This window comes from Streptomyces griseobrunneus (assembly GCF_046713465.1).
In the GTDB taxonomy this organism is placed as follows: domain Bacteria; phylum Actinomycetota; class Actinomycetes; order Streptomycetales; family Streptomycetaceae; genus Streptomyces; species Streptomyces microflavus.
Window position 1 is genome coordinate 4,726,585 of record NZ_CP177080.1, and the last position, 22,647, is coordinate 4,749,231.

The window sequence follows — 22,647 nt, forward strand, 5'->3', positions numbered from 1 at the left end:
CACCACTTCCCGATCCAACGGACCCGAAAGGGAGATCCCATCATGCCCCAGCACACCCGACCCCGGCCGATCTGCGGCCACTGCGACGGCTTCCCCACCGTCACCATCACCACCGGCACCCGCACCCCCACCGGGCAGCGCCAGACCATCACCGCCCACTGCCCCGCCTGCCGCGGCACCGGCCACACCACCCCCTCCGCCCGCGCCCAGACCCGGATCGGGGCCTGAGCACCATGGCCGACCTGACCCCCACCCCGGACCGCCCCGGCCTCCACGTCAGCAAGCCCTCCCCGAACGCCCCGGCCACCGGCTCGGCCGTCTGCCACTGCGGAGCCTCCGCGACCGCGACCGGCGACAACCAGGTGCGTGCCCTGGTTGAGGGCTACACCGCGAACCACGGTGCCGCGCACGGCCGGACGGGACGCTGACCATGACCACTACCGCTGCTGCTGCGGCGGGCCTGGACCCGGCCACCCTGGGCGATCTGCTCCGGGTGGTCGGGGCTCCCGGCTTCGACCGTCTCACCGAACAACTCCGCCGCACCGGCGGCTGCTCCCAGCCCATCCACCTCACCGGAGCCACCAAGACCATCGACCGCACCACCGGCACCCTGCTCCACCACTACTCGACCGACACCGAGCCCGGCGGCCGGTTACGGATCGCCTGCGGCAACCGCCGCGCCTCCCGCTGCCCCGCCTGCGCCTGGACCTACGCAGGCGACACCTACCACCTCATCCGCGCCGGACTCACCGGCGATCCGGAAAAGGGCACCCCGACGACGATCCGGGATCACCCCCGGGTCTTCGCCACGCTCACGGCCCCGTCGTTCGGCCCGGTCCACAACCGGCCCGGCAACCGCCCCTGCCGTTGCGGTGTTCGGCACCCCGAGGACGCACCGGAGCTGGGCACGCCCCTCGACCCGGATACGTACGACTATGCGGGGGCGGTGCTGTGGAACAACCACGCCTCCGACCTCTGGCGCTACTTCACGATCTACCTCCGCCGCGAGATCGCCAAGCGAGCCGGACTCACGCAGAAAGCCGCCCGCGAACAGTCCAAGGTGTCCTTCGGCAAGGTCGCGGAGTACCAGAAGCGCGGGGCCGTTCACTTCCACGCGGTGATCCGCTTCGACGGACCTGACGGCCCGGACACCCCGCCCCCGGCCTGGGCGACCCTCGGCCTCCTGGACGATGCGATCCGCGCCGCCGCCGCCCGGGTCGAAGTGGTTGTGCCGGCCGTTCCGGAAGCCGGGATCAGGGACGGCTGGACGCTGCGGTGGGGCACGCAGCTCGACGTGCAGCCCATCGGCGCATTCGGCAACGGCGAAGACCTCACCGAACAAGCCGTCGCCTCCTACGTCGCCAAATACGCCACCAAAGCCGCCGAGACCACCGGCACCGTCGACCACCGCATCGGGAACAAGGAAGCCCTTGTCCTCCTCGACGTCCCCGACCACCCCCGGCGGCTGATCGAGGCGTGCTTGGACCTGCACCACGCCTACTCCGAGCGCAAGCTCCGCGACTGGGCCCACATGCTCGGTTTCCGCGGCCACTTCTCCACCAAGTCCCGCGCCTACTCCACCACCCTCGGAGCCCTCCGACAGGTCCGCGCCGACTACCGCGCCGCCGAACAACGCGCCGCCCTCGGCCTCCCCGACCCCGACGACCACCCCGAGGCCACCACACTCACGCTCGCGCACTGGGCCTACGCCGGAAACGGCCACACCCCCGGCGAATCCTGGCTCGCCGCCAACATCCACCGCGACATCCAACACAACCGCGACACCGCCCGCGAACACCGCGCCGAGCTGCAAGACCAACTCGCTCTGGAAGGAGCCGCATCGTGACCACCGCCACTGCCGAACTCCTCACCGTGCCCGAGGTCATGGCGCGGCTGAAGCTCGGACGCTCCACCGTCTACGACCTGATCCGCTCCCGCCGACTGACCTCCATCACCATCGGCCGGTCCCGCCGCATCCCTGCCGACGCGGTACGGGACTTCATCGTCAACGAGATCGAGGAAGCCGCCTGATGCCTCCCCAGCGCAAGCGCAACCCCAACGGCGCGGGCACCATCACCAAGCGCAAGGACGGCCGCTTTCAAGCTGCGGTCTACGTCCTCCAGCCGGACGGCACCCGCGCCCGCAAGTTCGCCTACGGCAAGACCTGGGCCGAATGCGACACCAAGCGCCGTGACCTGCTCGCCAAAGTGGACCAGGGTGTACCCGTGCCCACGCGGTCGGCCAAGCTCTCCGAGTGGCTGCCCTACTGGCTCGACAACGTGGTGAAGCCCCGGCGCAAGCTCAGCACGTATGACAAGTACGAAGCGCACGTCCGGCTGTACCTGATGCCCATGATCGGAGGGAAGCGGCTGGAGTCGCTCGGTGTCGCTGACGTCCGACGCTTCCTCGTCCAGCTGGAGAAGAAGACCACCGCGGCTACCGCCAAGGAATCCCATCGGGTTCTACGCACAGCCCTCACTGCGGCCTGCCGAGAGGAGCTGATCACCCGCAACGTCGCCAGCCTCGTTGAACCGCCCCGGGCGAAGTCGCGAGAGCTGAGCCCGTGGTCCCTGGATGAGACCCTGACCTTCCTGGCTGCGTCCCGCAAGGACCCTCTCTACGCCGCATTCGTCCTCGCCATCACCATGGGGCTGAGGCGCGGGGAGCTGGTCGGGCTGCGGTGGACCGATCTGGACCTAGACCGCAGGGTCCTCTACGTCCGCCAGCAAACTCAGAGGCGGCGAGGCATCCTCTACGACGATGATCCCAAGGGACGTCGCCGTCGGGCTGTGCCTCTTCCTGCGATGTGCATCGCCCCCCTTCGGTGGCACCGCATGCGACAGGCTGAGACCAAGGCGCGCGCGGGGGAGTCATGGCAGGAAGGCGGGCATGTTTTCGTCACGCGCACCGGTCGACCGGTGGAGCCCCGGAACGTCTACCGCTCCTTCACTCGGGTTGCCGAAACTGCGGGCCTCCGGGTGATCCGCCTGCACGATGCTCGGCACGGTTGTGCCACGATCCTGACCGCGGCCGGGGTGGCTCCTCGCGTCGTGATGGAGATCCTCGGGCATAGCCAGATCAGCATCACGATGGACGTCTATACGCACGTCGTCCAGGACACGCAGCGCGAGGCGATCAGCCACATGGACCGGCTGCTCAAGAGGCGCCCTGGCCGAGAGTGACCGCCGCCGTTGATGTCAGGAGTGGATGTCAAAGGCCACCTAGGAACGTTCCTAGGTGGCCTTTTCGCTTGTGCCCCCGGCAGGATTCGAACCTGCGACACCCGCTTTAGGAGAGCGGTGCTCTATCCCCTGAGCTACGAAGGCCAGCTGACCGCTGACAGCCTAGCGGATAGGACTCGCTGGGGGCGCCCCCATAGGTGTGGCGGTCGTTGGACGTACGTGAAAGGCCGTCTGACCTGGTTATTTACGGTGGGGCGGAGGTCGGTGTCAGTACCGTAGGCGAGCATGGTGCCCGGCCGGCCGCTGAAGTGTCGAGGTGCCGCGCCCGCGGCCGTTCCGATGGGGCCGGCCCAGACGGTCTCGCATCGGTCCGCTGCGCGTTGCACCCGCGTTTTCGTCTTCGCTGACGCTGACCCCCATGGTCACGTAATCCACCACAGGCCCAGCGGCACCTGCCCACCGGAACGTGGCAGCCGGTCACCGGTTAACGTCACTCCCACCCAGCCAGCGCAAGAAAGGCCGCCGCCGTGCCGCACCCCGACCCGCCCCCGAGCGGGCAGCCGGACCCCGAGCGCGCCGAGCGCATCCATGCCCTTCTCACCGGCCCCGGTGCTCCCTTCGCCGTGGTCCGGGGCGAGCAGGGTGCGTTGGAGTACTCCGACGGCCCCCGCACGCTCCGGGAGTTCGTGGAGACCACCTGGGCCTTCGGCGACACGCCGTTCCTGATCGCCGGTGAACGCCGTTACTCGTACGGGGAGTTCTTCGCCGCCGCCTCCGCCCTGGCCGTCCGGCTGAACGAGCGGTACGGGCTGCGCCCCGGTGACCGGGCCGCGGTCGCGATGCGGAACCTCCCCGAGTGGCAGATCGCCTTCTGGGCCGTCCAGCTGGCCGGGCTCATCGCCGTACCGCTCAACGCCTGGTGGACCGAGGACGAGTTCACGTACGCCCTCGACGACTGCGAGCCGGGCGTGCTGCTCGTGGACGGGGAGCGGATGGACCGGGTCGCGGGGTGGGCCCGGCGGGCCGGGGCGCGCGTGGTCCTCTTCCGCGAGGAGGGGCACCTTCCGGACGGCCTCCGTGGGGAGGGGCAACTTCCCGACGGCGTACGCGTCGAGCGGTACGAGGACCTTCCCGCGCCCGACCCCCTGGCCGCGCCGCCCTATCTGGAGCCCCGGCCCGAGGACGACGCCACGATCATCTACACCTCCGGTACCACCGGCCGGCCCAAGGGTGCGGTGGCCACCCATCTCGCCCAGGCCGGGGCCGCGCTCAACCCCCGGTACCAGGCGGCCGCCTCCGCGCTGGGGCGGGGGGCCGTCCCGGGGATGGGGCCCGCCCCGGTCTCCCTGATGACGTTCCCGTTCTTCCACGTCGCCGCGTTCACCAGCTTCTACGGGGTGATGGCGGCGGGCGGCACCCTCGTCCTGATGGACAAGTGGGACGCGGACGAGGCCCTCCGGCTCATCCGCGCCCATGGCGTCACGCACTTCGCGGGGGTGCCGACGACCGCCCTCCAGCTGCTGGACGCCGCCGAGCGTACGGGGGACGGGCTGGCGAGCCTCACCCTGTTCAGCACCGGTGGCGCCCCCGCCCCGCCCGGCCTGGTCGCCCGCCTCACCGCCCGGTACGGCGAACGCATCGAGCCCCGTAACGGCTACGGCCTCACCGAGACCGGCGGGGGCGTCCTCGCGAACGTCGGCGCCGACTACCGGGCCCACCCCGGTGAAGTCGGCCGCCCGACCCCCGTGACCGAGGTCAGGATCGCGGGAGCGGCGGGTGAGGCGTTGCCCGAGGGCGAGGTGGGGGAGCTGTGGCTGCGCGGGCAGTCGCTGTTCCGCTGCTACTGGCGCGATGCGGCCGCGACCGAGGACGCGTTCCGGGACGGCTGGTTCCGTACGGGGGACCTCGCCGTGGAGCGTGCGGGGCGGGTCGCGGTCGTCGACCGGATCACCGACATGGTGATCCGGGGCGGCGAGAACGTGTACTGCGTCGAGGTCGAGGGTGTCCTGCACGACCACCCCGACGTGAGCGACGCCGCCGTTCTCGGCATCCCGCACCCGGTGCTGGGGGAGGAGGTCGTGGCCGTCGTCCGGTTGCGTGCCGGCGGCGGGGTCACCGCCGACGCCCTGCGCGAGCACGTCGGCCGGTCCCTCGCCCGGTTCAAGGTGCCGGCCCGGGTGCTGTTCACCGAGGATCCGCTGGAGCGCAACGCCGCCGGGAAGATCCTCAAGCGCGAGCTCCGGGCCGCGGTCGTGGCCCGCGCGGAGGGCGGGGGCAGGAGGCCGGGCCCCGGATGAGGGCCGAGATGCCGGGCCCCCTGGCCCAGGATGAGGGCGGAGGTGTGCCGGGGCGGGCCCAGGCGGCGGACCGGCCTGAGGCGGCGGACCGGCCTGGGGTGCCGGACCGGGTCACGGCCGGCTGATCCGTACCCGGTAGTTCCCCGACCCGTCCTCGTCGAGCACGGATATCCGTACGCCGTTGGCACGGTCCGTGAACGTCTGGCCGGGCCGGAACGGCGCGTCCGACAGTTCCGTGTGCACGTTGGGCCGACGGGTGCAGCCGCCGCTGTCCTGGGTGGCGTCGGCGACGGAGACCGGGCCCTGGCCGGTGTCCACGTCGGAGCTGACCTTGTAGATCAGCACCCCGGGACGGCAGACCGCCTCGTCGTTGCCCGCCGGTGTTCGGACCTCCACGGCGTAGCCGGACTGGGCGCTCAGCGGGACGAAGGCGAGCTTGGTGCCGCCCGCGGTGGCCAGCGGGCCGAGCGTGTGTTCGCTGACGCCGGGCCGGGAGGCACAGCTGATCTGCTCGTTGTCGAGCCAGCCGAGCTTCCACTTGTGCCAGCCGAGGACGTCGTTGTTGGCGCCCCAGTCCTCGGACATGATGTCCCAGTGCCCCACCGAGCCGCCGCCCTCCATCGTGTAGAGGTCGGGCAGGCCGAAGACATGGCCGTTCTCGTGCGGCAGGACGCGGTAGCCCGTCTGCGCGTACGACCCCGAGCCGTCGTCCTGGCGGCTGTAGACGAAGGACGTGTTGGAGAGCGGGACGCCGTCCGCGTGCGGGGCGTCGCTGTTGCCGGAGAAGGTCACCGAGAGCACGGTGTCCAGGGCGGAGGGGCCCGCGTTCGGGGTGACCAGGACGTTGACCAGGTCGTACGCCGAGAAGTCCACCTCCGGGTCGGCTGCGGTCACGAGGTCCTCGACCAGCTGCCGGTAGCCCGGTTCGAACGGTGAGCCGCGCTCTATCCCGTACTCCGCGAACGGCATCGGCATCCGCAGCCAGTCCTTGACGGGGGCCTCGGGGCGGTAGTCGAGCCGACCGTAGGAGCTGGTCGCGAACCAGTCGGAGGTCTGCGGGAAGAACTCCTCGAACCGGTCCGCCGCCGGTTCCGTGGCCTCCGCGTCCGGGAAGTCGATCATCAGGTTGAGGGCCCTGATCTCGCCGGTGGAGCGGGCGTAGCCGGGCGGGGTCGGCATGCCCTCCGACATCTGGACGCCCATGGCCGCCGAGATTCGGCAGGGGGCGAGCGCCGAGTCCTGGGCGGTCGCCGCCGGGCCCGCCGTGGCCCTTCCGGCCCCCGGAAGCGTGGTGCTCGCCGATGCCATGGCGGCTATGACCAGGGCGGTCGCTCCGGCCAGGGCGATGGGGCGGCGGTGACTGCGTATCCGGTGGCGGGGCTGCTGCATAGAGGCGCCTTCGGGGTCCGCGGCAGTCGGCCGACCCGGACTGCGCTCTGGCGATCAGCCTGTGCCGGGCGGTCCGGGGGCGCTCGCTGGGTGCGCCGATCGGAGGGTTTCGGCGTCGGGATGTGTGACTCAGGTCACATGACGGAGTGGAAATAAGCGGGGGTCCTCTCCCCGTTTACAACGGTGTCCCCAGGAAGCGGGGAGTTGGTCCCCGGTTACGAGTGGGGATCGTCCAGCTACACATCGTTCGATCAGGGAGAGGGAGGCCCGCCGCCGTGGACACCGTCGCCGACACCACCGCACCGGCAGTTCAGCGCCGTACGCCCCGACCGCGGGCCGACGCGCTGCGCAACCGCGAGCGGATCGTCACGGCCGCACGTGAGATGTTCGTCGAGTTCGGGCCGGACGTGCCGCTCGACGACGTCGCACGGCGGGCGGGCGTCGGCAACGCCACGCTCTACCGGAACTTCCCCGACCGCGCCGCCCTCACCCATGAGGTCGTCCTCGCGGTCACCTCCCGCACCACCCAGAGGGCCGAGGAGGCCGTCGCCGCGGAGGCCGACCCGTTCGCCGCGCTCAGCCGCTTCGTGCACGCGGCCGCCGACGAACGGATCGGCGCCCTGTGCCCGATGCTCTCCGGCGTCTTCGACAAGGACCATCCCGACCTGCTCGCCGCGCGCGGACGCCTCGAAGGGGCCGTCGAAGGGCTCGTGTCGCGCGCCATGTCCGCGGGGCGGCTGCGTACCGACATCGCCGTCGGTGACGTACTCGTCGCCCTCTCCCAGCTCACCCGGCCGCTGCCCGGCATCGCCTGCCTGGACATCGACCGCTTCACCCACCGCCACCTCCAGCTGTTCCTGGACGGGCTGGAAGCCCCGGCCCGCTCCGTGCTGCCCGGATCGGCGGCGACCCTGGAGAACCTGAGGCGCCGCGACTGACAGCGCCCGCCCCGACCTCTTGAAGCACCGACCTCGTAACGCACCGATCTAGCAACACAGCGACCTCGTAACGCAGACCGACACCCTCATACGTCCACACCCTTACGTACTCGTACGTACTCCCATCACACGTACGCCCTGACGTACCGGCGACTCTCCTCGCGACGTCCTCGGCGCCCTCCCATGTCCCTAGGTGGCTACTCCCATGTCAAAAACGGCTGACACCCGGCTGTCCGAAACGGCCGGCTCCCGGATTCCCGATCCCAGTCGCTGGAAAGCGCTGGCCTTCATCGCGCTCGCCCAGCTGATGGTCGTCCTCGACGCGACCATCGTGAACATCGCCCTGCCCTCCGCCCAGACCGACCTCGGGATCTCGGAGGGCAACAAGCAGTGGGTCATCACCGCCTACGCGCTCGCCTTCGGTGGACTCCTCCTCTTCGGAGGCCGGATCGCCGACCTCTGGGGGCGCAAGCGCACCTTCGTCGTCGGTCTGATCGGCTTCGCGCTGGCCTCCGCGCTCGGCGGAGCCGCCCAGAACGAGGCGATGATGTTCGGCTCCCGCGCCCTGCAAGGTGTCTTCGGCGCCCTGCTCGCGCCGGCGGCCCTCTCGCTGCTCGCCGTGATGTTCACCGACGCCAAGGAGCGCGCCAAGGCCTTCGGTATCTACGGGGCCATCGCCGGTGGCGGTGGCGCGGTCGGGCTGATCCTCGGCGGCTTCCTCACCGAGTACCTGAACTGGCGCTGGACGTTCTTCGTCAACATCCCGTTCGCCATCGTCGCCGCCGCGGGCGCCTACTTCGTGATCCGTGAGCCCTCCGGAGCCCGCAACCGCGCACCGCTGGACATCCCCGGCGTCGTGCTGTCCACGCTCGGCCTGGTCGCCCTGGTCTACGGCTTCACCCGCGCCGAGTCGGCCGGCTGGTCGGACACCCTGACCGTCTCGATGTTCGTCGCCGCCGCCGTACTGCTGCTCGCCTTCGTCGTGACCGAGTCGCGCGTGAAGTCGCCGCTGCTGCCGCTGCGCGTCCTCACCGAGCGCAACCGCGGCGGGGTCTACCTCTCGCTGGGTCTCGCCATCATCTCGATGTTCGGGCTGTTCCTCTTCCTGACCTACTACCTCCAGGTCGTGAAGGGCTACTCCCCGGTCAAGACCGGCTTCGCCTTCATGCCGATGATCGTGGGCATGATCACCGGCTCCACCCAGATCGGCACCCGGCTGATGACCAGGGTCCCGCCGCGCCTGCTGATGGGCCCCGGATTCCTGGTCGCCGCCATCGGCATGCTGCTCCTGACCCAGCTGGACCTGAACACCAGCTACGCGGCCGTCATCCTGCCCGGCATGCTGCTGCTCGGCCTCGGTATGGGTACGGCGTTCATGCCGGCCATGTCCCTGGCCACGCACGGCATCGAGCCGCGTGACGCGGGAGTCGCCTCCGCGATGGTCAACACCTCGCAGCAGGTCGGCGGCGCCATCGGCACCGCCCTGCTGAACACCATCGCGGCCGGTGCGACCACCGCGTACATCGCCGACAACGCGGCCCGCGCCACGGACCCCAAGCTCCTGGAGCTCCAGGCCATGGTCAGCGGCTTCGCCAGCGCGATCTGGTGGGCGGTCGGCATTCTCGTCGTCGCCTCCGCCATCGCGGTCGTGCTGATCAACACCGGCCGTCCGGGGACGGGTACCGGCGCCACGGGCGGCCCGTCCGACGGGTCCGGAGCGGACGCCGAGGACGAGTTCCGGATCCCGGTCGTCGCCCACTGACGCAACCGCCTCACAGGTCTGCCCTGGCTCCGCCGCTCGGCGAAGTCAGGGCAGACCTGTGTCCCTGGTTCAGCGCAGCCAGGGCAGGTCCGCGTCCGTGCCCTCCGGTTCGAGCCCGCCGGCGATCACCCGCATGATGTCGCCGAGGCTGCGCACCTGCTCGGGCGTGAGCCGATCGAACATCGCCTGACGTACGGCGTCGACATGGCCCGGCGCCGAGCGGCTGAGCATCGCGTACCCGTCGTCGGTGAGCACCGCGTTCTGGCCGCGTTTGTCGGAGGGGCACTCCTCGCGCCGCACCCAGCCGTTCTTCTCCAGCCGGGCGATGGCGTGCGAGAGCCGGGAACGGGTGATCTTCACGTTCCTGGCGAGCTCCGTCATCCGCATCCGGCGCCGGGGGGCCTGGGAGAGCTGGACGAGCAGCCCGTAATAGATGTGCGGCATGCCCGCATCCCGCTGCAACTGGCGGTCGAGGTGATCCTCCAGCAGCGTGGTGGCATGCAGATAGGCGCGCCAGACGTGCTGCTCCTCGTCGGTGAGCCAGCGTGTCGCGCCGGTGGATGCCGTGGTCATGTACTCCACTGTACGACCTTTTCTTGAAAGTTTAACTAGATAGGGCTAAGGTCTCAGGAGGTAGGAACTTGAAGATTCAATAACCTTGCCGGCGGGATTCCGCAGGCTCCCTGGAGAAACATCCCCGGGACCGGGAACCCATGATCGGTGTCTGATCAGTGTCCAGTGGATGGGGAGTGCCATGACTGTCACCGCGGAGCGCATGCCCGCCCTCTATCTCTCGCACGGCGCCCCGCCGCTCGCCGACGACCCCGTCTGGCCCGGCCAGCTCGCCGCCTGGTCCGCCACGCTGCCCCGCCCCCGCGCGATCCTGATGGTCTCCGCCCACTGGGAGGAGGCCCCGCTCGCGCTCGGAGCCGTCGAACCGGTCCCTCTTGTCTACGACTTCTGGGGATTTCCCGAGCACTACTACCAGGTGCGGTACGGCGCCCCCGGTGCCCCGCAGCTCGCCGACAGTGTCCGCAAGCTGCTGCGCGGTGCCGGTACGCCGGTCCAGGACATCCCGGACCGAGGGCTCGACCACGGGGCCTACGTGCCGCTGGTGGAGATGTTCCCGGACGCCGACATTCCCGTACTCCAGATCTCCATGCCGACGCTCGACCCGCAGAAGCTGATGGCCATCGGGCGCAAGCTCGCCCCGCTGCGCGACGAGGGCGTGCTGATCGTCGGCAGCGGCTTCTTCACTCATAACCTGGCCGCGCTGCGGCACCAGGGCGGCGGGGTCCCCGGCTGGTCGACGGAGTTCGACGACTGGGGCGACCGCGCGCTGCGGGCCCAGGACATCGATGCCCTGCTCGACTTCGAGCACACGTCCCCCGCCGGAAAGCTGGCCCACCCGCGCACCGAGCACTTCGCCCCGCTGTTCGTGACGCTGGGCGCCGCCGGGGAGGAGCTGGACCGGGGGCGGAGCGTCATCGACGGCTTCTGGATGGGGCTGGCCAAGCGATCGGTGCAGTTCGGTTGAGGGCGGTGCGCCTGGCCTGCGCGCTTCGGCCTCTTCGGCCTGAAGCGTTCCGCCGGGCCTCGCGCCTTTCGGCCGGGAGCGTTTCACCAGGCCGGTGTGTTCAGCTCGATCGCGCGCCCGGCGGCGGTGAGTGCCGCCGCGTCGCCCACGTCCAGGGCTGTGTCGGTGAACTTGATCGTGTGGTCGTCACCGTGCGCCGCCGCCCGCACGAACACCTCCTCCGCGTCCTGCGGCGCCGTGAGGTGTTCCGCGACCGGCAGCGCCTCGCGGGGCCCGTAGGCGGAGGTCACCGCGGCGCTCGCCGCCCAGGCCGCGTGGAGGCTCGGCACCCACAGGGCGTCGGGGAGCGCGGGCAGGGTGCGCAGCACCGCGTTGGGCGCGGTCGCCGCGTGGACCAGCATGATCGGTGAGCCGTGGCCATGGGTCGCGTAACGGTGGGTGGCGGCCCGTACGAGCTCCCCGAGCGCGGCGCGGGCCGCCTCCGGCCCTGAGGGGTCCTGCCCGGGCCAGTCGGGGAATCCGGTGAGCCGGCCGAGGCGGCTCTGCATGTCGCCGTCCTGGTCGGCGATGCGGGGCACCCGGTCCAGGGCGGCCGCCGCGTCGGGGGCCGGGGCGAGACGGCCGAGGGCGGGCAGCGGCTGGTACCGGGCGGCCCAGTAGCCGAGGGCGTGGGCCAGCTCCCGTACGCGCGGGGCGGTCTCCTCGCCCGCCAGCAGCGTGCGGACGGAGTGGCCGACCCGGATCACCCCGTGCGTGGCGCCGCCCGCGATGCCGGGCAGGAGCCGGGGCCACCACTCGGCGAGGACGGTGGGCCAGGGGTGGTCGGCGGTCTCCCGCTCGAAGAACAGCGTCCAGTCGGCGACGCGGCTGAGGTCGCCGAGGGCCTCGGGCCAGTTTTGGCCGGTCACCGGTGCGGTGGAGGCGGGCATGTCCTCCAGCTTGGCGCGGTAGTTGTCGAGCCAGCGGTGCGCGGTCCGCGCCTGCCCGCGCCGCACCAGGGCCTCGACCGCCATCGGGGCGTGGTTGCTGAGCCAGCCGTCGCGCTCCGGCCCCGACAGGTGGATGCGCTCCAAGGCCTCGTCGAGAGTGCCCGTCGTGTCCACGTGATTGCGCGCAGTGTCCGTCATGGGCCTCACGGTAGGGGCGCGGGCAGTCCGGCGGATCGGGCTGAGGTCCCGGTCCGCCGGAGCGGGGGCCTCCTCCTGTGGACCTAGGGCCTCTCGTTTGGATCAGGCCGGGCTCGCGGGGTCCCCCACGCCCATCTGCGGCGTTGTCGTCGGTCGCCAATGCTCCGCAGTGACTCCCTACCTCCGCCTTGCAGCTGCACGCACCGGACCTCGCTCCCTGATCCGGCCTGATCCAAACGAGAGGCCCTAGTTGCCCGGAGGCTCAGGGCCCGCTCTCCTGGCGACAATGCGGACATCGCGAGCAACCCCGAGGCGATACGGGTCGTCTTCCGGGGTAGGCGCGGGGTGGATGCAGCGGCGGCGCGGGATGGACGCGGGGGGCGGAGGGTGGCTGTGGGCGGCGTGGCCCATGGGTGTGGCTCCCTGTGAGTGCCGCCTCACCACAGCGGCGTCGGCGGCTCTCCGGCAGGGCCGCCGGAATTCCCTCGGAACCGGTCCTGACCTGCACTTACGTGGGTATCCGCACCAGGTTTCCCCCGGTCGGCGCCGGACAGGGTACTGCATGATCGCGAAAATGAATGGGCGGCATGGGAATTCTGTCCGGATTCCAGTCGTTGTTTCCATCGGATGCAGGGCACCCGAAAAAGGTGTCGCGACCTACTCAGCAAGGGAGCACGCATGGCAACCCGTGCCGTCGCCCGTCGTTCGTCCACCACTTCCGGTGGGACCGACCGGGCACGCAGTGTTCGCGCCGTGGGCGGGGAAATCGCCGATCGCGACCTGGTCGGCATGTACCTGGACGAGATCGCTCGCACACCGCTGCTCGACGCCGCCAAGGAAGTCGACCTCTCCCAGTCCATCGAGGCAGGCGTCTTCGCCCAGCAGATCCTCGACGGCGAGGTGGAGGGCGGCGCCCGCGGTGCGACGCGTGAAGAGCTGGAGGCGCTGGTCGCCGAGGGCGAGCGCGCCAAGGACATATTCATCCGTTCCAACCTCCGCCTCGTCGTTGCCGTGGCCCGCCGCTACCCGCGCGCCGGGCTGCCCCTGCTCGACCTGATCCAGGAGGGCAACGCGGGCCTGGTGCGGGCTGTCGAGAAGTTCGACTACGCGAAGGGCTTCAAGTTCTCCACGTACGCGACGTGGTGGATCCGACAGGCCATCACCCGGTCCATAGCCGACCAGTCCCGCACGATCCGGCTCCCCGTCCACCTGGTGGAGGAGCTCGGCCGGATCCGCCGGGTCCAGCGCGAGTTCAACCGGGAGAACGGGCGCGATCCCGAGCACGCGGAGATCGCCGCCGAGCTCGACTCCAACGCCGAGCGCGTGGGCAACGTCCTGGACTGGGCCCGCGATCCGGTCAGCCTCAACATGTCGGTGGACGACAACGGCGACACCCAGTTCGGCGACCTGCTGGAGGACACCTCCGCCGTCTCACCCGAGCAGTCGGTGATGACCCTCCTGCGCAGCGAGGAGCTGGAGGACCTGATCGGCAAGCTCGACAACAGGACCGCCTCCATCATCAAGATGAGGTACGGAATCGAGGACGGGCGCGAGCGGACGCTGACCGAGGTGGGCAAGCAGCACGGCCTGACGCGGGAGCGGATCCGTCAGATAGAGAAGCACGCGCTACTCGAATTGAAGCGAATGGCTCACGACACGGGCTTTGACGCTGCGGCGTGAGCCAATAACCCGTAACCTCCCCATCAAGCCGGTTCGCACCGGCTGACCGACCGGATCATGCCGGTCACCCGACCGGTTTTTCCCACCGGTCCCCGGAACTGAGTCCCGGCGCCCACCCCCCCCGGCGCCGGGGCTCATCCATGTCCGGGTCCTTGCCCGGGTCATCCGTGCCCGGGTCATCCGTCTCCGTCGTGTCCGTGCCCGTCGTGTCCGTTTCCGGGTGAGGCCGCGCGGGTCAGCCGGGCCCCCAGACTCTCCAGGTGGGCCACCAGAGCCGGTGGCCCCTGCACGGTGAACTCGCAGTCCACCAACGCCAGCCGCAGCGCCACCCACTCCAGCGAGTCCATGGACGAGGACCGCAGCCGGCAGGCGTTCTCCCCGTCCGGCTCCGGTACCCCGAGCGTCGGCGGCAGCCGCGCCACCACGAACTCGGCGGGCGCCGCGAACCGCACATCGAGCCGGAGCTCCGGCTGCATGCCCGCCATCGAACGGGCGAAGTAGCGCGCCGCGTCCCCCGGATCCCCGCCCTGCCCGTTCCGGCCGCCCTCCCCGCCTCCGCCGCCTTCCACCGGGAGCGGCCGGGGCGTGAACCGGACGCCCGTCGCGAACGGCTCGGAGACCCGGTCCACCCGGAACGTCCGCCAGTCCGCCCGCAGCAGGTCGTACGCCACCAGATACCAGCGCCGCCCCGTGCTCACCAGCCGGTACGGCTCGACCTGCCGCTTCGTCTCCGTACCGTCGCCGCTGCGGTACGAGAACCTCAGCCGCTCCTGCCCGGTGGCCGCCGAGGCCAGCGTCGTCAGGGTCTGCGGATCGATGGTGGCCCCGTCGCCCCGGACCAGCGGCACCGTGGCGTTCTGCAGCGCCGAGACCCGGTGCCGCAACCGTGACGGCAGCACCTGCTCCAGCTTCGCCAGCGCCCGTACGGAGGCCTCGTCGACGCCCTCGATGGCGTGCCCGGCGCCGGCCCGCAGCCCCACCGCGATGGCGACCGCCTCCTCGTCGTCCAGCACGAGCGGCGGCATGGCGGCCCCCGCGACCAGGCGGTAACCGCCCAGCGAACCGCGCGAGGCCTCGACTGGGTAGCCAAGTTCCCGTAGCCGGTCGATGTCACGGCGAACCGTGCGCGGGCTGACACCGAGCCGCTCGGCCAGCTCCCCGCCCGGCCACTCGCGCGGGGTCTGGAGGAGCGACAGCAGTTTCAGCAGTCGTGCCGGGGTGTCGGTCATGGAAACCAGGATGCTCCCCCATCAGGTCATGATCAGACCTAATGGGGACGTACTTTCTTCTCATGTCTTCTTCCGCAGCGCTGCCGGACCCGGCACCGAACACCGCATCCAGCTCCGCACCGCCCCTGCCCGACCCCGCCGACCGGCGCCGCTGGTTCGCCCTCGCCATCGTGATGACCGCGGCCTTCATGGACCTGGTCGACGTCACGATCGTCAACATCGCGATCCCGAGCATCTCCAACGACCTGGAAGCCTCCGTCTCCGCGATCCAGTGGATCACCGCCGGATACGCGCTCGCGTTCGCGGCCGGACTGATCACGGGTGGCCGGCTCGGCGACATCTACGGGCGCAAGCGGCTCTTCCTCATCGGCATCGCCGGGTTCACGGTCGCCTCGGCCCTCTGCGGCCTCGCGCCCAGCCCCGAGATACTCGTCGCCGCCCGCATCCTCCAGGGCGCGACGGCGGCGCTGATGGTGCCCCAGGTGCTCTCGATCGTGCACGCCACCTTCCCGGCGCACGAACGCGGCAAGGTCTTCGGCCTCTTCGGCGCGATCGTCGGCCTCGGCGCGGTCTCCGGCCCGCTGCTGGGCGCGCTGCTCACCGAGTGGAACCTCTTCGGTCTCGAATGGCGGCCGATCTTCCTGATCAACCTGCCCGTCGGTATCGCGGGTCTGATCCTCGGCGCCAAGTTCATCACCGAGTCCAAGGCCCCCAAGGCCATGCGGCTGGACCTTGTGGGCGTCGGCCTGGTCACCCTCGCCATGCTGATGCTCATCTACCCGCTCACCCGCGGGCACGAGCTGGACTGGCCGCTCTGGGGCTACGTCTCGATGGTGGGCAGCCTCTTCGTCTTCGCGCTCCTGGTCCTGCATCAGCGGCAGAAGGCGATCATCGACGGCTCGCCGCTGATCGAGCTGTCCCTGTTCCGGGTCAAGAGCTTCGCCGCGGGCATCGCCGTACAGCTCACCTTCGGTGTCGCCCTCGGCATCTTCTTCCTGGTCTGGACCCTGTACATGCAGATGGGCCTCGGCTGGAGCGCCCTGCGGGCCGGCACGACGGGCATCCCGTTCTCCGTCGCCGTCTCGGTGGCCGCCGGGATCTCCGTGCAGAAGCTGGTGCCCCGCTTCGGCCGCAAGGTCCTCCAGGCGGGCGCGCTCCTGATGGCCGCCGGGCTGCTGACCTACCTCTGGGAGGCCGAGCACTACGGCATGGCCATCACCTCCCTGCAGATGGCGGTGCCGCTGGTCGTCATGGGCGTCGGGATGGGCCTGATCGTGGCGCCGCTGACCGACGCGGTCCTCTCCGAGGTCCCCAAGGAGCACGCGGGCTCGGCGTCCGGGCTGATCAACACCGTCCAGCAGATGGGCACCGCGCTCGGCCTCGGGCTGGTCTCGGTGGTCTTCTTCGGCGCGATCGGCGACCGGCTGGCGCCGCAGCAGCTCGGCCCGGCCTTCGTGGACGCGTTCCAGCAGTCGCTGTGGTGGGTGGCCGGAGTGCTCGCGGTGATCTTCCTGCTGATGTTCGCGCTGCCGGCCCGGCCGCGGGTGCACGTGGAGGGCGAGGCGGCCGGCGACGAGGGCCCGCTCGCCAAGGAACCGGCGCTGAACGGCTGACCGGCCCGCGGTTTCTCGGCTCGTACGGATGCCCGTCCACCCCTCACCGGGGCGGGCGGGCATCCGCGTACGGGGATCCCCGTAATGGGAGGTCAGCAGATTCTGGTGCGGCTCTCCATCGCGGTGCGGGCGGTGTGCTCGTCCTCGTACACCTCGCACATGTGGCGGCCGTCGGGGGTCGCCGTGTGCTCGACCTCCCACAGGCTCGTCTCGCTGCCGTCCAGCAGCAGGAAGGCGTGCTCGTAGAGCGTGAACCCGGCCTCCTGGCCGTCCACCTGGCACTGGCGCCCGAAGATCTGGGTGATGTGGTGGGCGAAGGCGGACCGGAGCAGCCGCGCCTTCGCCGCGTCCGGCCGGTCGCTGTTCTCCGCGCGGCGCAGGACCCGTCGGGCGTGGTCCGCGGAGTTGTCGGGGGCGTAGGTCCGGGGCATCGGGGCCGGGGGAGCGGACATCAGGACCGTCAGGATCTCCAGGTCCCGGCCTCCGTCGTCGCCGAAGGCCGGGGCGTCCGAGAAGCTCCCGGCGAGCCGGGCCGCGGCGATATGGGCGTCCCCCTCGTCGGCGTAGAGCTCGTGGCGGCGGGGGACCTGCTCGTCCCGGCCGCCGCTGTGCACCAGCTCCCACAGCGTCAGGTCGGAGCCGTCGGTGAGGAGGTAGGTGTGGCGGTAGGTCTCCCGGTGCAGGACGGGGCTGTGGTGCGACGAGTGCAGTGAACTGCTGTGCGCCAGCGCCGAACCGAGCAGGTCGACCGTGCTGTCGGGAAGGTCGAAAGAGTTGAGGGCGCGTCGCAGGAGTCGGTCGAGGTGCTGCTCGGTTGTCTCGTACGGATCGCTCAAGGTGCTGTCTCCAGGCCGTCGCCGCGTGTTACTTGGTGCGTGCTTAACGTAGTGCCTGGGTCTGACATCGTGACCGGGGTTCGTAAAAACGTAAGGCGCACGAGATGAGTTCCCTGTCTGTTCCCGGCGCATTTCGGGCGGTTGGGGGTGAACTCCCTTGCCCCGGTTGCGAGTCGGGAGTCCGCGCGCCCCCGCTCGGGCGCCGCGCGCCCCCGGCGGTCCTACGCTTCGCCGCCGTCCGGCCCGTCCCCGTACAGGTCCGTGTAGGCGAGGAACGTGCCGCCCGGCCCCTGGACGGTCCGGGCCGCGCGTACCGCCTTCACGATCGCGCGGGCCAGTACGTCGGCGCCCGCCGCGAGGATCTCGTTGACCGCGACCGGGTTCTCCGAGGACACCCGCACCCGGCCCGTGGCCAGCGCGAACACGGTGTCCCCGTCGGTCAGCAGATGGACCGGGCGCACCGCGCGGGCCATGCCGTCGTGCGCGGTGCCCGCCAGCTTCTGCGCCTGGGCCCTGACGAGATCCGCGTCCGTCGCGACGACCGCGATCGTGGTGTTGAACGGAGGCACCCCGCCCCCGGCCGCCTCCGCCGCCTCCCACTCCCGCGCCAGCCGCCCCACCGCCGCCGCATGCGTCCCGGCCGAGGGGTGGGCGGGCGGCTCCCCGGCCCCGTACTCCCCGAACAGCACCCCGGTACGGGGGTCGAGCACCGAGCCCGCTGCGTTCACCGCGACCAGGGCGGCGACGGTGACCCCGGAGGCGAGCCGCACGCTCGCCGTGCCGATGCCGCCCTTGAGCTGCCCGGCCACCGCGCCGGTGCCCGCGCCCACGCTTCCCTCGGCGACCGGGGCCCCCGGGCCGGAAGTGGCCGCCGCCTCCACCGCGGCGCGGCCGGTCGACGCGTCGGGGCGGGCCCGCCAGTCGCCGCCCCGGCCGAGGTCGAACAGGGCCGCGGCCGGGACGACCGGGACCACCTGAGTGGGTCCGGCGCCGACCCGGACGCCCCGGCCCTGCTCCTCCAGCCAGGCCATCACCCCGGACGCGGCGTCGAGCCCGTACGCGCTGCCGCCCGTGAGGACGATCGCGTCGACCCGCTGCACCAGGTTGCGCGGATCCAGGGCATCCGTCTCCCGGGTGCCCGGCCCGCCACCCCGCACGTCCACGGCGGCCACCGCCCCGGCCTCCGGCGCCAGCACCACCGTCGTACCGCTCAACGCCCCGGCCCCGGCCACCCGGGCATGACCGACCCGGATCCCGGACACATCGGTCAGCGCGTCCAGCAACGGGGCGTCTGGCAGAGATGCGCCCTCCGGTGACGGGGCGTCCGACAGTGATGCGCCCTCCGGTGACGGGGCGTCCGGCAGCGGCGGGTGCGGGTCCTCGGCAGTCATCGTGCGCTCCTCGGGTCGGCGCCCGCGAACGGGCGCAGGCTCGTACGTACGCTCCGAACGTACCGGCGGTTCCTGTCCCTGTCCGCCGGGCCCCACGCCCCGCCCGCTGCCGCACCCCTGCTCTGCACCTGCCCTGAGCCTGCCCCTGCGCCTGTCCGGGCGACCCCCTCACCCCCTCGACACCCAAAACGGATTCAAACGCACTAGACCGCCCTACGGTGGCCGAGTGACCGAGCCATCAGAAGTCTCCGCCGCACCCGATCCGCATCCCCCAGGCGACTCCGCGGCCGCATCCCCCGCCGTCACCGGCCCCCGTTCGGTCACCACCCGGGCGACCCTGGTCGGCGTGGTGGTCTCCGCCCTGCTGATCCTCGCGATCGTGCTCGGCAGCCGCATGCTGCGCAACTTCGACTCGGCGCTCCTTCCCTACGCCGTGGCCACGGTCTTCCTCGCCTTCGGTGTCGCCTACCGCTACACGGTCTGGATCTCCGCCCCCGGCGCCCGACGCCTCTTCCGACAGGGCTGGCGCAGCCTCTTCTCCGTGGAGAACTTCCGCAAGGCCCCCACCGCCCTGCCGAAGATGATCGCCACCTATCTGGGCTTCCAGAAGTTCCTCGGCGCCCGCTCCCACGCCCGCTGGGCCGCTCACCAGCTGATCTTCTGGGGCTGCGTCCTCGCCGCGCTGATCACCTTCCCGCTCACCTGGGGCTGGTTCACCTTCACCTCCGGCAGCGGCTCGGGGCCCGGCTACGAGATGCGGATCTGGGGCATCAAGATGCTCGGCTTCGACTCCCTCTCCGTCCTCGGCTGGCTGATGTTCCACGGCCTCGACATCGCCGCCGTCCTCGTCATCCCCGGCGCCTCGTACTTCCTGTGGCGCCGGATGAAGGACCGCGGCGCCTCGACCGGCCAGCGCTTCGCCTACGACCTGGTGCCGCTGATCGCGCTGATCGTCATCTCCGTGACCGGGCTGCTGCTCACCTTCTCCTCGATCTTCCTGCACGGCGGCGGCTACCAGTTCCTGGCGATCCTCCACATGGTCTCGGTGGTCTTCACCCTCATCTACATCCCGTTCGGCAAGTTCTTCCACATCGTCCAGCGCCCGGCCGCGGTCGGCATGCAGCTGTTCAAGTACACCGGCCGCCAGGACGACAAGGTCTTCGCCTGCCGCCGCTGCGAGGAACCCATCGACACCGGCCCCTACGTCGAGAACCTGCGGGGCACCATGCGTGACCTCCGGCTCGGCTTCGACGCCTGGGCCGAGTACTGCCCGCGCTGCAAGCGGGTGCTGCGCGGCAGCGCCTACCTCTCCCAGGTGAAGAAGGGCTTCAAGTGACCGCGGATCCGCAAGCTGCCGCCGACCGCCGCACGTTCATCCCGCTCGACCCGTCCCTCGCACCGCCCGGCACCCGCGCCTTCCGGGACGCGGGCTCCATCCCGGCCGACAAGTGGCACGCCGACCAGAACGGCGAGACGCTGGTGCCCACCCACTGCTGCTTCTGCGGTGTCCAGTGCGGGATGTATCTGCGCGTGGACCGCGGCGGCAAGGTCTTCGGCGTCGAACCCCGCAACCACGACATCAACCGGATGCGGCTCTGCCCCAAGGGCATCAACGCCTACCAGCAGGTCAACCACCCCGACCGGCTCACCGCCCCGCTGATGCGCCGCTCCCGCGACGAGGAGTTCCGGGAGGTCTCCTGGGAGGAGGCGCTCGACTTCACCGTCTCCGAGGTCAGGCGCATCCAGCAGACGTACGGCAACGACGCCTTCGGGCTGCTCGGCGGCGCCAGCCTGTTCTCCGAAAAGACTTATCTGGTGGGCAAGTTCGCCCGGGTCGCCCTCAAGTCCCGGCACGTCGACTACAACGGCCGTCTCTGCATGGTCAGCGCGGCGGGCGCCAACAAGCTCGCCTTCGGCATCGACCGGGCCGGCAACCCCTTCTCCGACATCCTCCTCACCGACTGCCTCCTCATCGCCGGCTCCAACGTCGGCGAGTGCTTCCCCGTGATGACCCAGTACGTCTGGGGAGCCCGGGACCGCGGAGCGAGCCTCATCGTCATCGACCCGCGCGAGACCGCCATCGCCCGGACCGCCGACATCCACGTCGCCCTCAAGCCCGGCACCGACTCGGCCTTCTTCACCTCCGTACTGAACGTCGTCATCGCGGAAGGGCTCACCGACGAGAACCACCTCGCAGCCCACGCCACCGGCTGGGAGGAGGTGAAGGCCAAGGCGGCCGAGTACCCGCCGTCCCGTGCCGCCGCGATCTGCGGCATCCCAGCCGAACAGATCGTGCAGGTCGCCCGCACCTTCGCCCGCGCGCCCAAGGCCATGGCCTGGCACGCCCGGGGCATCGAGCACCACTCGCAGGGCGTCGAGAACTGCCTCTCCGTGATCAGCCTCTGCACCGCCACCGGCCACATCGGCAAGCCCGGCGCCGGCTACGGCACCATCACCGGCCAGGGCAACGGGCAGGGCGGCCGCGAGCACGGCCAGAAGTCCGACCTCCTGCCGGGCGGGCGCTCCATCATGAACGAGGAGCACCGCCGTCAGATCTGCGAGATCTGGGGCATCGAGGAGTCCGAACTCCCGCCCGCCGGCACCTCCATGATGGAAATGGTCTGGCAGATGCAGCGCCGCGAGATCCGCGGCCTGATCGGCATCTGCAACAACCCCTTCGTCTCCCTGCCCAACTACCGGGTGGTCCAGGAGGGTTACGACGCCACCGAGTTCCACGCCCAGTTCGACTTCTTCCTCTCCGAGACCGCGGCCAACGCGCATGTCGTCTTCCCCGTCACCACCTGGGCCGAGGACGAAGGGGTGATGGCCAACGCCGAGGCCCGCGTGGTCAAGCACAACAAGGCCCAGGACCCGCCCCCAGGTGTCCGCACCGACACCTGGGTGATGTGCGAACTCGCCCGTCGGCTCGGAGTCGGGGACAAATTCGACTTCCCCGACTCCCGGGCGGTCTTCGACGAGCTGCGCATCGCCTCCGCCGGCACCGTCAACGACTACTACGGCATCACCTACGAACGGCTGGAGGAGACCGGCGGCATCGCCTGGCCCTGCCCCTCCACCGACCACCCCGGCACCCCGCGCCTCTTCGAGGACGGGAGGACCTACCACCCCGACGGCAAGATCCACCTCCAGGCCGTCGAGTGGCACCCGCCGATGGACCCGTACGACGACGAGCACCCCATGTCGCTCACCACCGGCCGGACCGTGGCCCACTTCCTCTCCGGCAACCAGACCCGCAGGCTCGGCGCCCTCGTGGAGCAGACCCCGCGCCCCTGGGCCGAGATCCACCCCTCCCACGGCTTCCGCAACGGCGAGCCCGTACGGGTCGTCACCCGGCGCGGCAGCGAGGTCTTCCCCGCCCTGGTCACCGAGGCGATCCGCCCCGACACCGTCTTCATCCCCTACCACTGGCCCGTGCCCACAGCCGCCAACGCCCTCACCATCGACGCCCTCGACCCCCGCTCCAAGATCCCCGAGTACAAGGTGTGCGCCTGCCGCATCGAGCACGCCGACCGGATCGACGAGGTCCCCGCACCCCCGGTCGCCCCCGGCCATGTCGCCTACCCGGAGACCCAGGTCTCCCGAACCGACCCGCTGCCTCCCACGTCCCCCCAGGGCCGTGGCACCTCGGAGAGGAGCTGAGCCCCC

The 22,647-nt window shown here is 70.9% G+C and carries 19 protein-coding genes and 1 tRNA gene; 13 read left to right on the plus strand and 7 right to left on the minus strand.

The features are described 5' to 3' along the window. Positions 1-42: 42 nt before the first annotated feature. From ACK8N7_RS21540 to ACK8N7_RS21560, 5 genes are read left to right on the plus strand one after another with little or no spacing between them, the layout of a single operon-like run. Complete coding sequence (locus tag ACK8N7_RS21540) at positions 43-228, plus strand: hypothetical protein (RefSeq protein ID WP_500443758.1); 186 nt, start codon at positions 43-45, stop codon at positions 226-228. Between the two features lie 5 nt (positions 229-233). Further along, entirely contained in the window at positions 234-428 is a 195-nt protein-coding gene (locus ACK8N7_RS21545; protein WP_364442668.1) for a hypothetical protein, read from the plus strand. 2 nt (positions 429-430) lie between these two features. After that, positions 431-1,846 (plus strand): replication initiator protein RepSA, encoded by a 1,416-nt coding sequence (gene repSA / locus ACK8N7_RS21550; RefSeq protein WP_500443760.1) that lies wholly within the window; start codon positions 431-433, stop codon positions 1,844-1,846. Further along, the gene (locus ACK8N7_RS21555; RefSeq protein WP_030075792.1) at positions 1,843-2,031 is read left to right on the plus strand and encodes a helix-turn-helix domain-containing protein; all 189 of its coding nucleotides are present in this window, start codon (positions 1,843-1,845) and stop codon (positions 2,029-2,031) included. Before repSA ends, ACK8N7_RS21555 begins: the two co-directional genes overlap by 4 nt. Then, positions 2,031-3,182, plus strand: coding sequence for a tyrosine-type recombinase/integrase (locus ACK8N7_RS21560; RefSeq protein ID WP_500443762.1), 1,152 nt, complete (start codon positions 2,031-2,033; stop codon positions 3,180-3,182). Before ACK8N7_RS21555 ends, ACK8N7_RS21560 begins: the two co-directional genes overlap by 1 nt. Positions 3,183-3,253: 71 nt before the next feature. On the opposite strand, the gene ACK8N7_RS21565 is transcribed toward ACK8N7_RS21560, so the two are convergent. Then, positions 3,254-3,326: transfer RNA gene (locus ACK8N7_RS21565), tRNA-Arg, on the minus strand. A 383-nt stretch (positions 3,327-3,709) separates the two neighbouring features. On the opposite strand from ACK8N7_RS21565, the gene ACK8N7_RS21570 reads away from it, so the two are divergent. After that, a complete protein-coding gene (locus tag ACK8N7_RS21570; RefSeq protein WP_500443764.1) occupies positions 3,710-5,479 on the plus strand; it encodes a class I adenylate-forming enzyme family protein in 1,770 nt (589 codons plus the stop codon). A 111-nt stretch (positions 5,480-5,590) separates the two neighbouring features. Here the strand turns inward: ACK8N7_RS21570 and ACK8N7_RS21575 are convergent, their stop codons facing one another. Continuing rightward, positions 5,591-6,868, minus strand: a complete 1,278-nt coding sequence (locus ACK8N7_RS21575; RefSeq protein ID WP_500443766.1) for a M6 family metalloprotease domain-containing protein — start codon at positions 6,866-6,868, stop codon at positions 5,591-5,593. 275 nt (positions 6,869-7,143) lie between these two features. Between ACK8N7_RS21575 and ACK8N7_RS21580 the strand changes: the two genes are divergently transcribed. Continuing rightward, positions 7,144-7,806, plus strand: a complete 663-nt coding sequence (locus ACK8N7_RS21580; protein WP_500443768.1) for a TetR/AcrR family transcriptional regulator — start codon at positions 7,144-7,146, stop codon at positions 7,804-7,806. Between the two features lie 205 nt (positions 7,807-8,011). Beyond that, a complete protein-coding gene (locus ACK8N7_RS21585; RefSeq protein WP_403212676.1) occupies positions 8,012-9,568 on the plus strand; it encodes an MFS transporter in 1,557 nt (518 codons plus the stop codon). Positions 9,569-9,637: 69 nt separating this feature from the next. On the opposite strand, the gene ACK8N7_RS21590 is transcribed toward ACK8N7_RS21585, so the two are convergent. Next, positions 9,638-10,150, minus strand: a complete 513-nt coding sequence (locus ACK8N7_RS21590) for a MarR family winged helix-turn-helix transcriptional regulator (RefSeq protein ID WP_403212674.1) — start codon at positions 10,148-10,150, stop codon at positions 9,638-9,640. 172 nt (positions 10,151-10,322) lie between these two features. On the opposite strand from ACK8N7_RS21590, the gene ACK8N7_RS21595 reads away from it, so the two are divergent. Further along, positions 10,323-11,105 (plus strand): dioxygenase family protein, encoded by a 783-nt coding sequence (locus ACK8N7_RS21595; protein ID WP_500443770.1) that lies wholly within the window; start codon positions 10,323-10,325, stop codon positions 11,103-11,105. 83 nt (positions 11,106-11,188) lie between these two features. On the opposite strand, the gene ACK8N7_RS21600 is transcribed toward ACK8N7_RS21595, so the two are convergent. Continuing rightward, the gene (locus tag ACK8N7_RS21600) at positions 11,189-12,232 is read right to left on the minus strand and encodes a questin oxidase family protein (protein WP_500443772.1); all 1,044 of its coding nucleotides are present in this window, start codon (positions 12,230-12,232) and stop codon (positions 11,189-11,191) included. Positions 12,233-12,910: 678 nt separating this feature from the next. Between ACK8N7_RS21600 and ACK8N7_RS21605 the strand changes: the two genes are divergently transcribed. Beyond that, positions 12,911-13,912 carry a sigma-70 family RNA polymerase sigma factor gene (locus ACK8N7_RS21605; protein WP_015609157.1) on the plus strand — a complete coding sequence of 334 codons (1,002 nt, stop codon included), beginning with the start codon at positions 12,911-12,913 and terminating at the stop codon, positions 13,910-13,912. A 176-nt stretch (positions 13,913-14,088) separates the two neighbouring features. On the opposite strand, the gene ACK8N7_RS21610 is transcribed toward ACK8N7_RS21605, so the two are convergent. Continuing rightward, entirely contained in the window at positions 14,089-15,141 is a 1,053-nt protein-coding gene (locus ACK8N7_RS21610; RefSeq protein WP_403212670.1) for a helix-turn-helix transcriptional regulator, read from the minus strand. A 62-nt stretch (positions 15,142-15,203) separates the two neighbouring features. Here ACK8N7_RS21610 and ACK8N7_RS21615 point away from each other — a divergent pair, with 62 nt between their 5' ends. Next, positions 15,204-16,754 (plus strand): MFS transporter, encoded by a 1,551-nt coding sequence (locus tag ACK8N7_RS21615; RefSeq protein WP_500443774.1) that lies wholly within the window; start codon positions 15,204-15,206, stop codon positions 16,752-16,754. 92 nt (positions 16,755-16,846) lie between these two features. On the opposite strand, the gene ACK8N7_RS21620 is transcribed toward ACK8N7_RS21615, so the two are convergent. Both ACK8N7_RS21620 and ACK8N7_RS21625 read right to left on the minus strand, forming a co-directional pair. Further along, positions 16,847-17,590, minus strand: coding sequence for a DUF6227 family protein (locus ACK8N7_RS21620; RefSeq protein WP_403212666.1), 744 nt, complete (start codon positions 17,588-17,590; stop codon positions 16,847-16,849). Between the two features lie 221 nt (positions 17,591-17,811). Beyond that, positions 17,812-18,981, minus strand: a complete 1,170-nt coding sequence (locus ACK8N7_RS21625; RefSeq protein WP_500443776.1) for a P1 family peptidase — start codon at positions 18,979-18,981, stop codon at positions 17,812-17,814. A gap of 226 nt (positions 18,982-19,207) precedes the next feature. On the opposite strand from ACK8N7_RS21625, the gene ACK8N7_RS21630 reads away from it, so the two are divergent. Together ACK8N7_RS21630 and ACK8N7_RS21635 are read left to right on the plus strand one after the other, a co-directional pair. Continuing rightward, positions 19,208-20,317: an MFS transporter gene (locus tag ACK8N7_RS21630; protein ID WP_403212661.1), complete on the plus strand. Its 1,110-nt coding sequence runs from the start codon at positions 19,208-19,210 to the stop codon at positions 20,315-20,317. After that, on the plus strand, positions 20,314-22,641 hold the full coding sequence (locus ACK8N7_RS21635) for a molybdopterin oxidoreductase family protein (protein ID WP_403212659.1): 2,328 nt from the start codon (positions 20,314-20,316) through the stop codon (positions 22,639-22,641). The genes ACK8N7_RS21630 and ACK8N7_RS21635 overlap by 4 nt, the downstream gene beginning before the upstream one ends. Positions 22,642-22,647 lie beyond the last annotated feature (6 nt).

Excerpts from the sequence above, each read along its gene's own strand:
- ACK8N7_RS21560 (WP_500443762.1), top strand. The coding sequence starts at position 2,031 with ATGCCTCCCCAGCGCAAGCGCAACCCCAACGGCGCGGGCACCATCACC.
- ACK8N7_RS21625 (WP_500443776.1), bottom strand. The coding sequence starts at position 18,981 with ATGACTGCCGAGGACCCGCACCCGCCGCTGCCGGACGCCCCGTCACCG.
- ACK8N7_RS21615 (WP_500443774.1), top strand. The coding sequence starts at position 15,204 with ATGTCTTCTTCCGCAGCGCTGCCGGACCCGGCACCGAACACCGCATCC.
- ACK8N7_RS21605 (WP_015609157.1), top strand. The coding sequence starts at position 12,911 with ATGGCAACCCGTGCCGTCGCCCGTCGTTCGTCCACCACTTCCGGTGGG.
- ACK8N7_RS21600 (WP_500443772.1), bottom strand. The coding sequence starts at position 12,232 with ATGACGGACACTGCGCGCAATCACGTGGACACGACGGGCACTCTCGAC.
- ACK8N7_RS21540 (WP_500443758.1), top strand. The coding sequence starts at position 43 with ATGCCCCAGCACACCCGACCCCGGCCGATCTGCGGCCACTGCGACGGC.
- repSA (WP_500443760.1), top strand. The coding sequence starts at position 431 with ATGACCACTACCGCTGCTGCTGCGGCGGGCCTGGACCCGGCCACCCTG.
- ACK8N7_RS21585 (WP_403212676.1), top strand. The coding sequence starts at position 8,012 with ATGTCAAAAACGGCTGACACCCGGCTGTCCGAAACGGCCGGCTCCCGG.
- ACK8N7_RS21545 (WP_364442668.1), top strand. The coding sequence starts at position 234 with ATGGCCGACCTGACCCCCACCCCGGACCGCCCCGGCCTCCACGTCAGC.
- ACK8N7_RS21575 (WP_500443766.1), bottom strand. The coding sequence starts at position 6,868 with ATGCAGCAGCCCCGCCACCGGATACGCAGTCACCGCCGCCCCATCGCC.
- ACK8N7_RS21595 (WP_500443770.1), top strand. The coding sequence starts at position 10,323 with ATGACTGTCACCGCGGAGCGCATGCCCGCCCTCTATCTCTCGCACGGC.
- ACK8N7_RS21610 (WP_403212670.1), bottom strand. The coding sequence starts at position 15,141 with ATGACCGACACCCCGGCACGACTGCTGAAACTGCTGTCGCTCCTCCAG.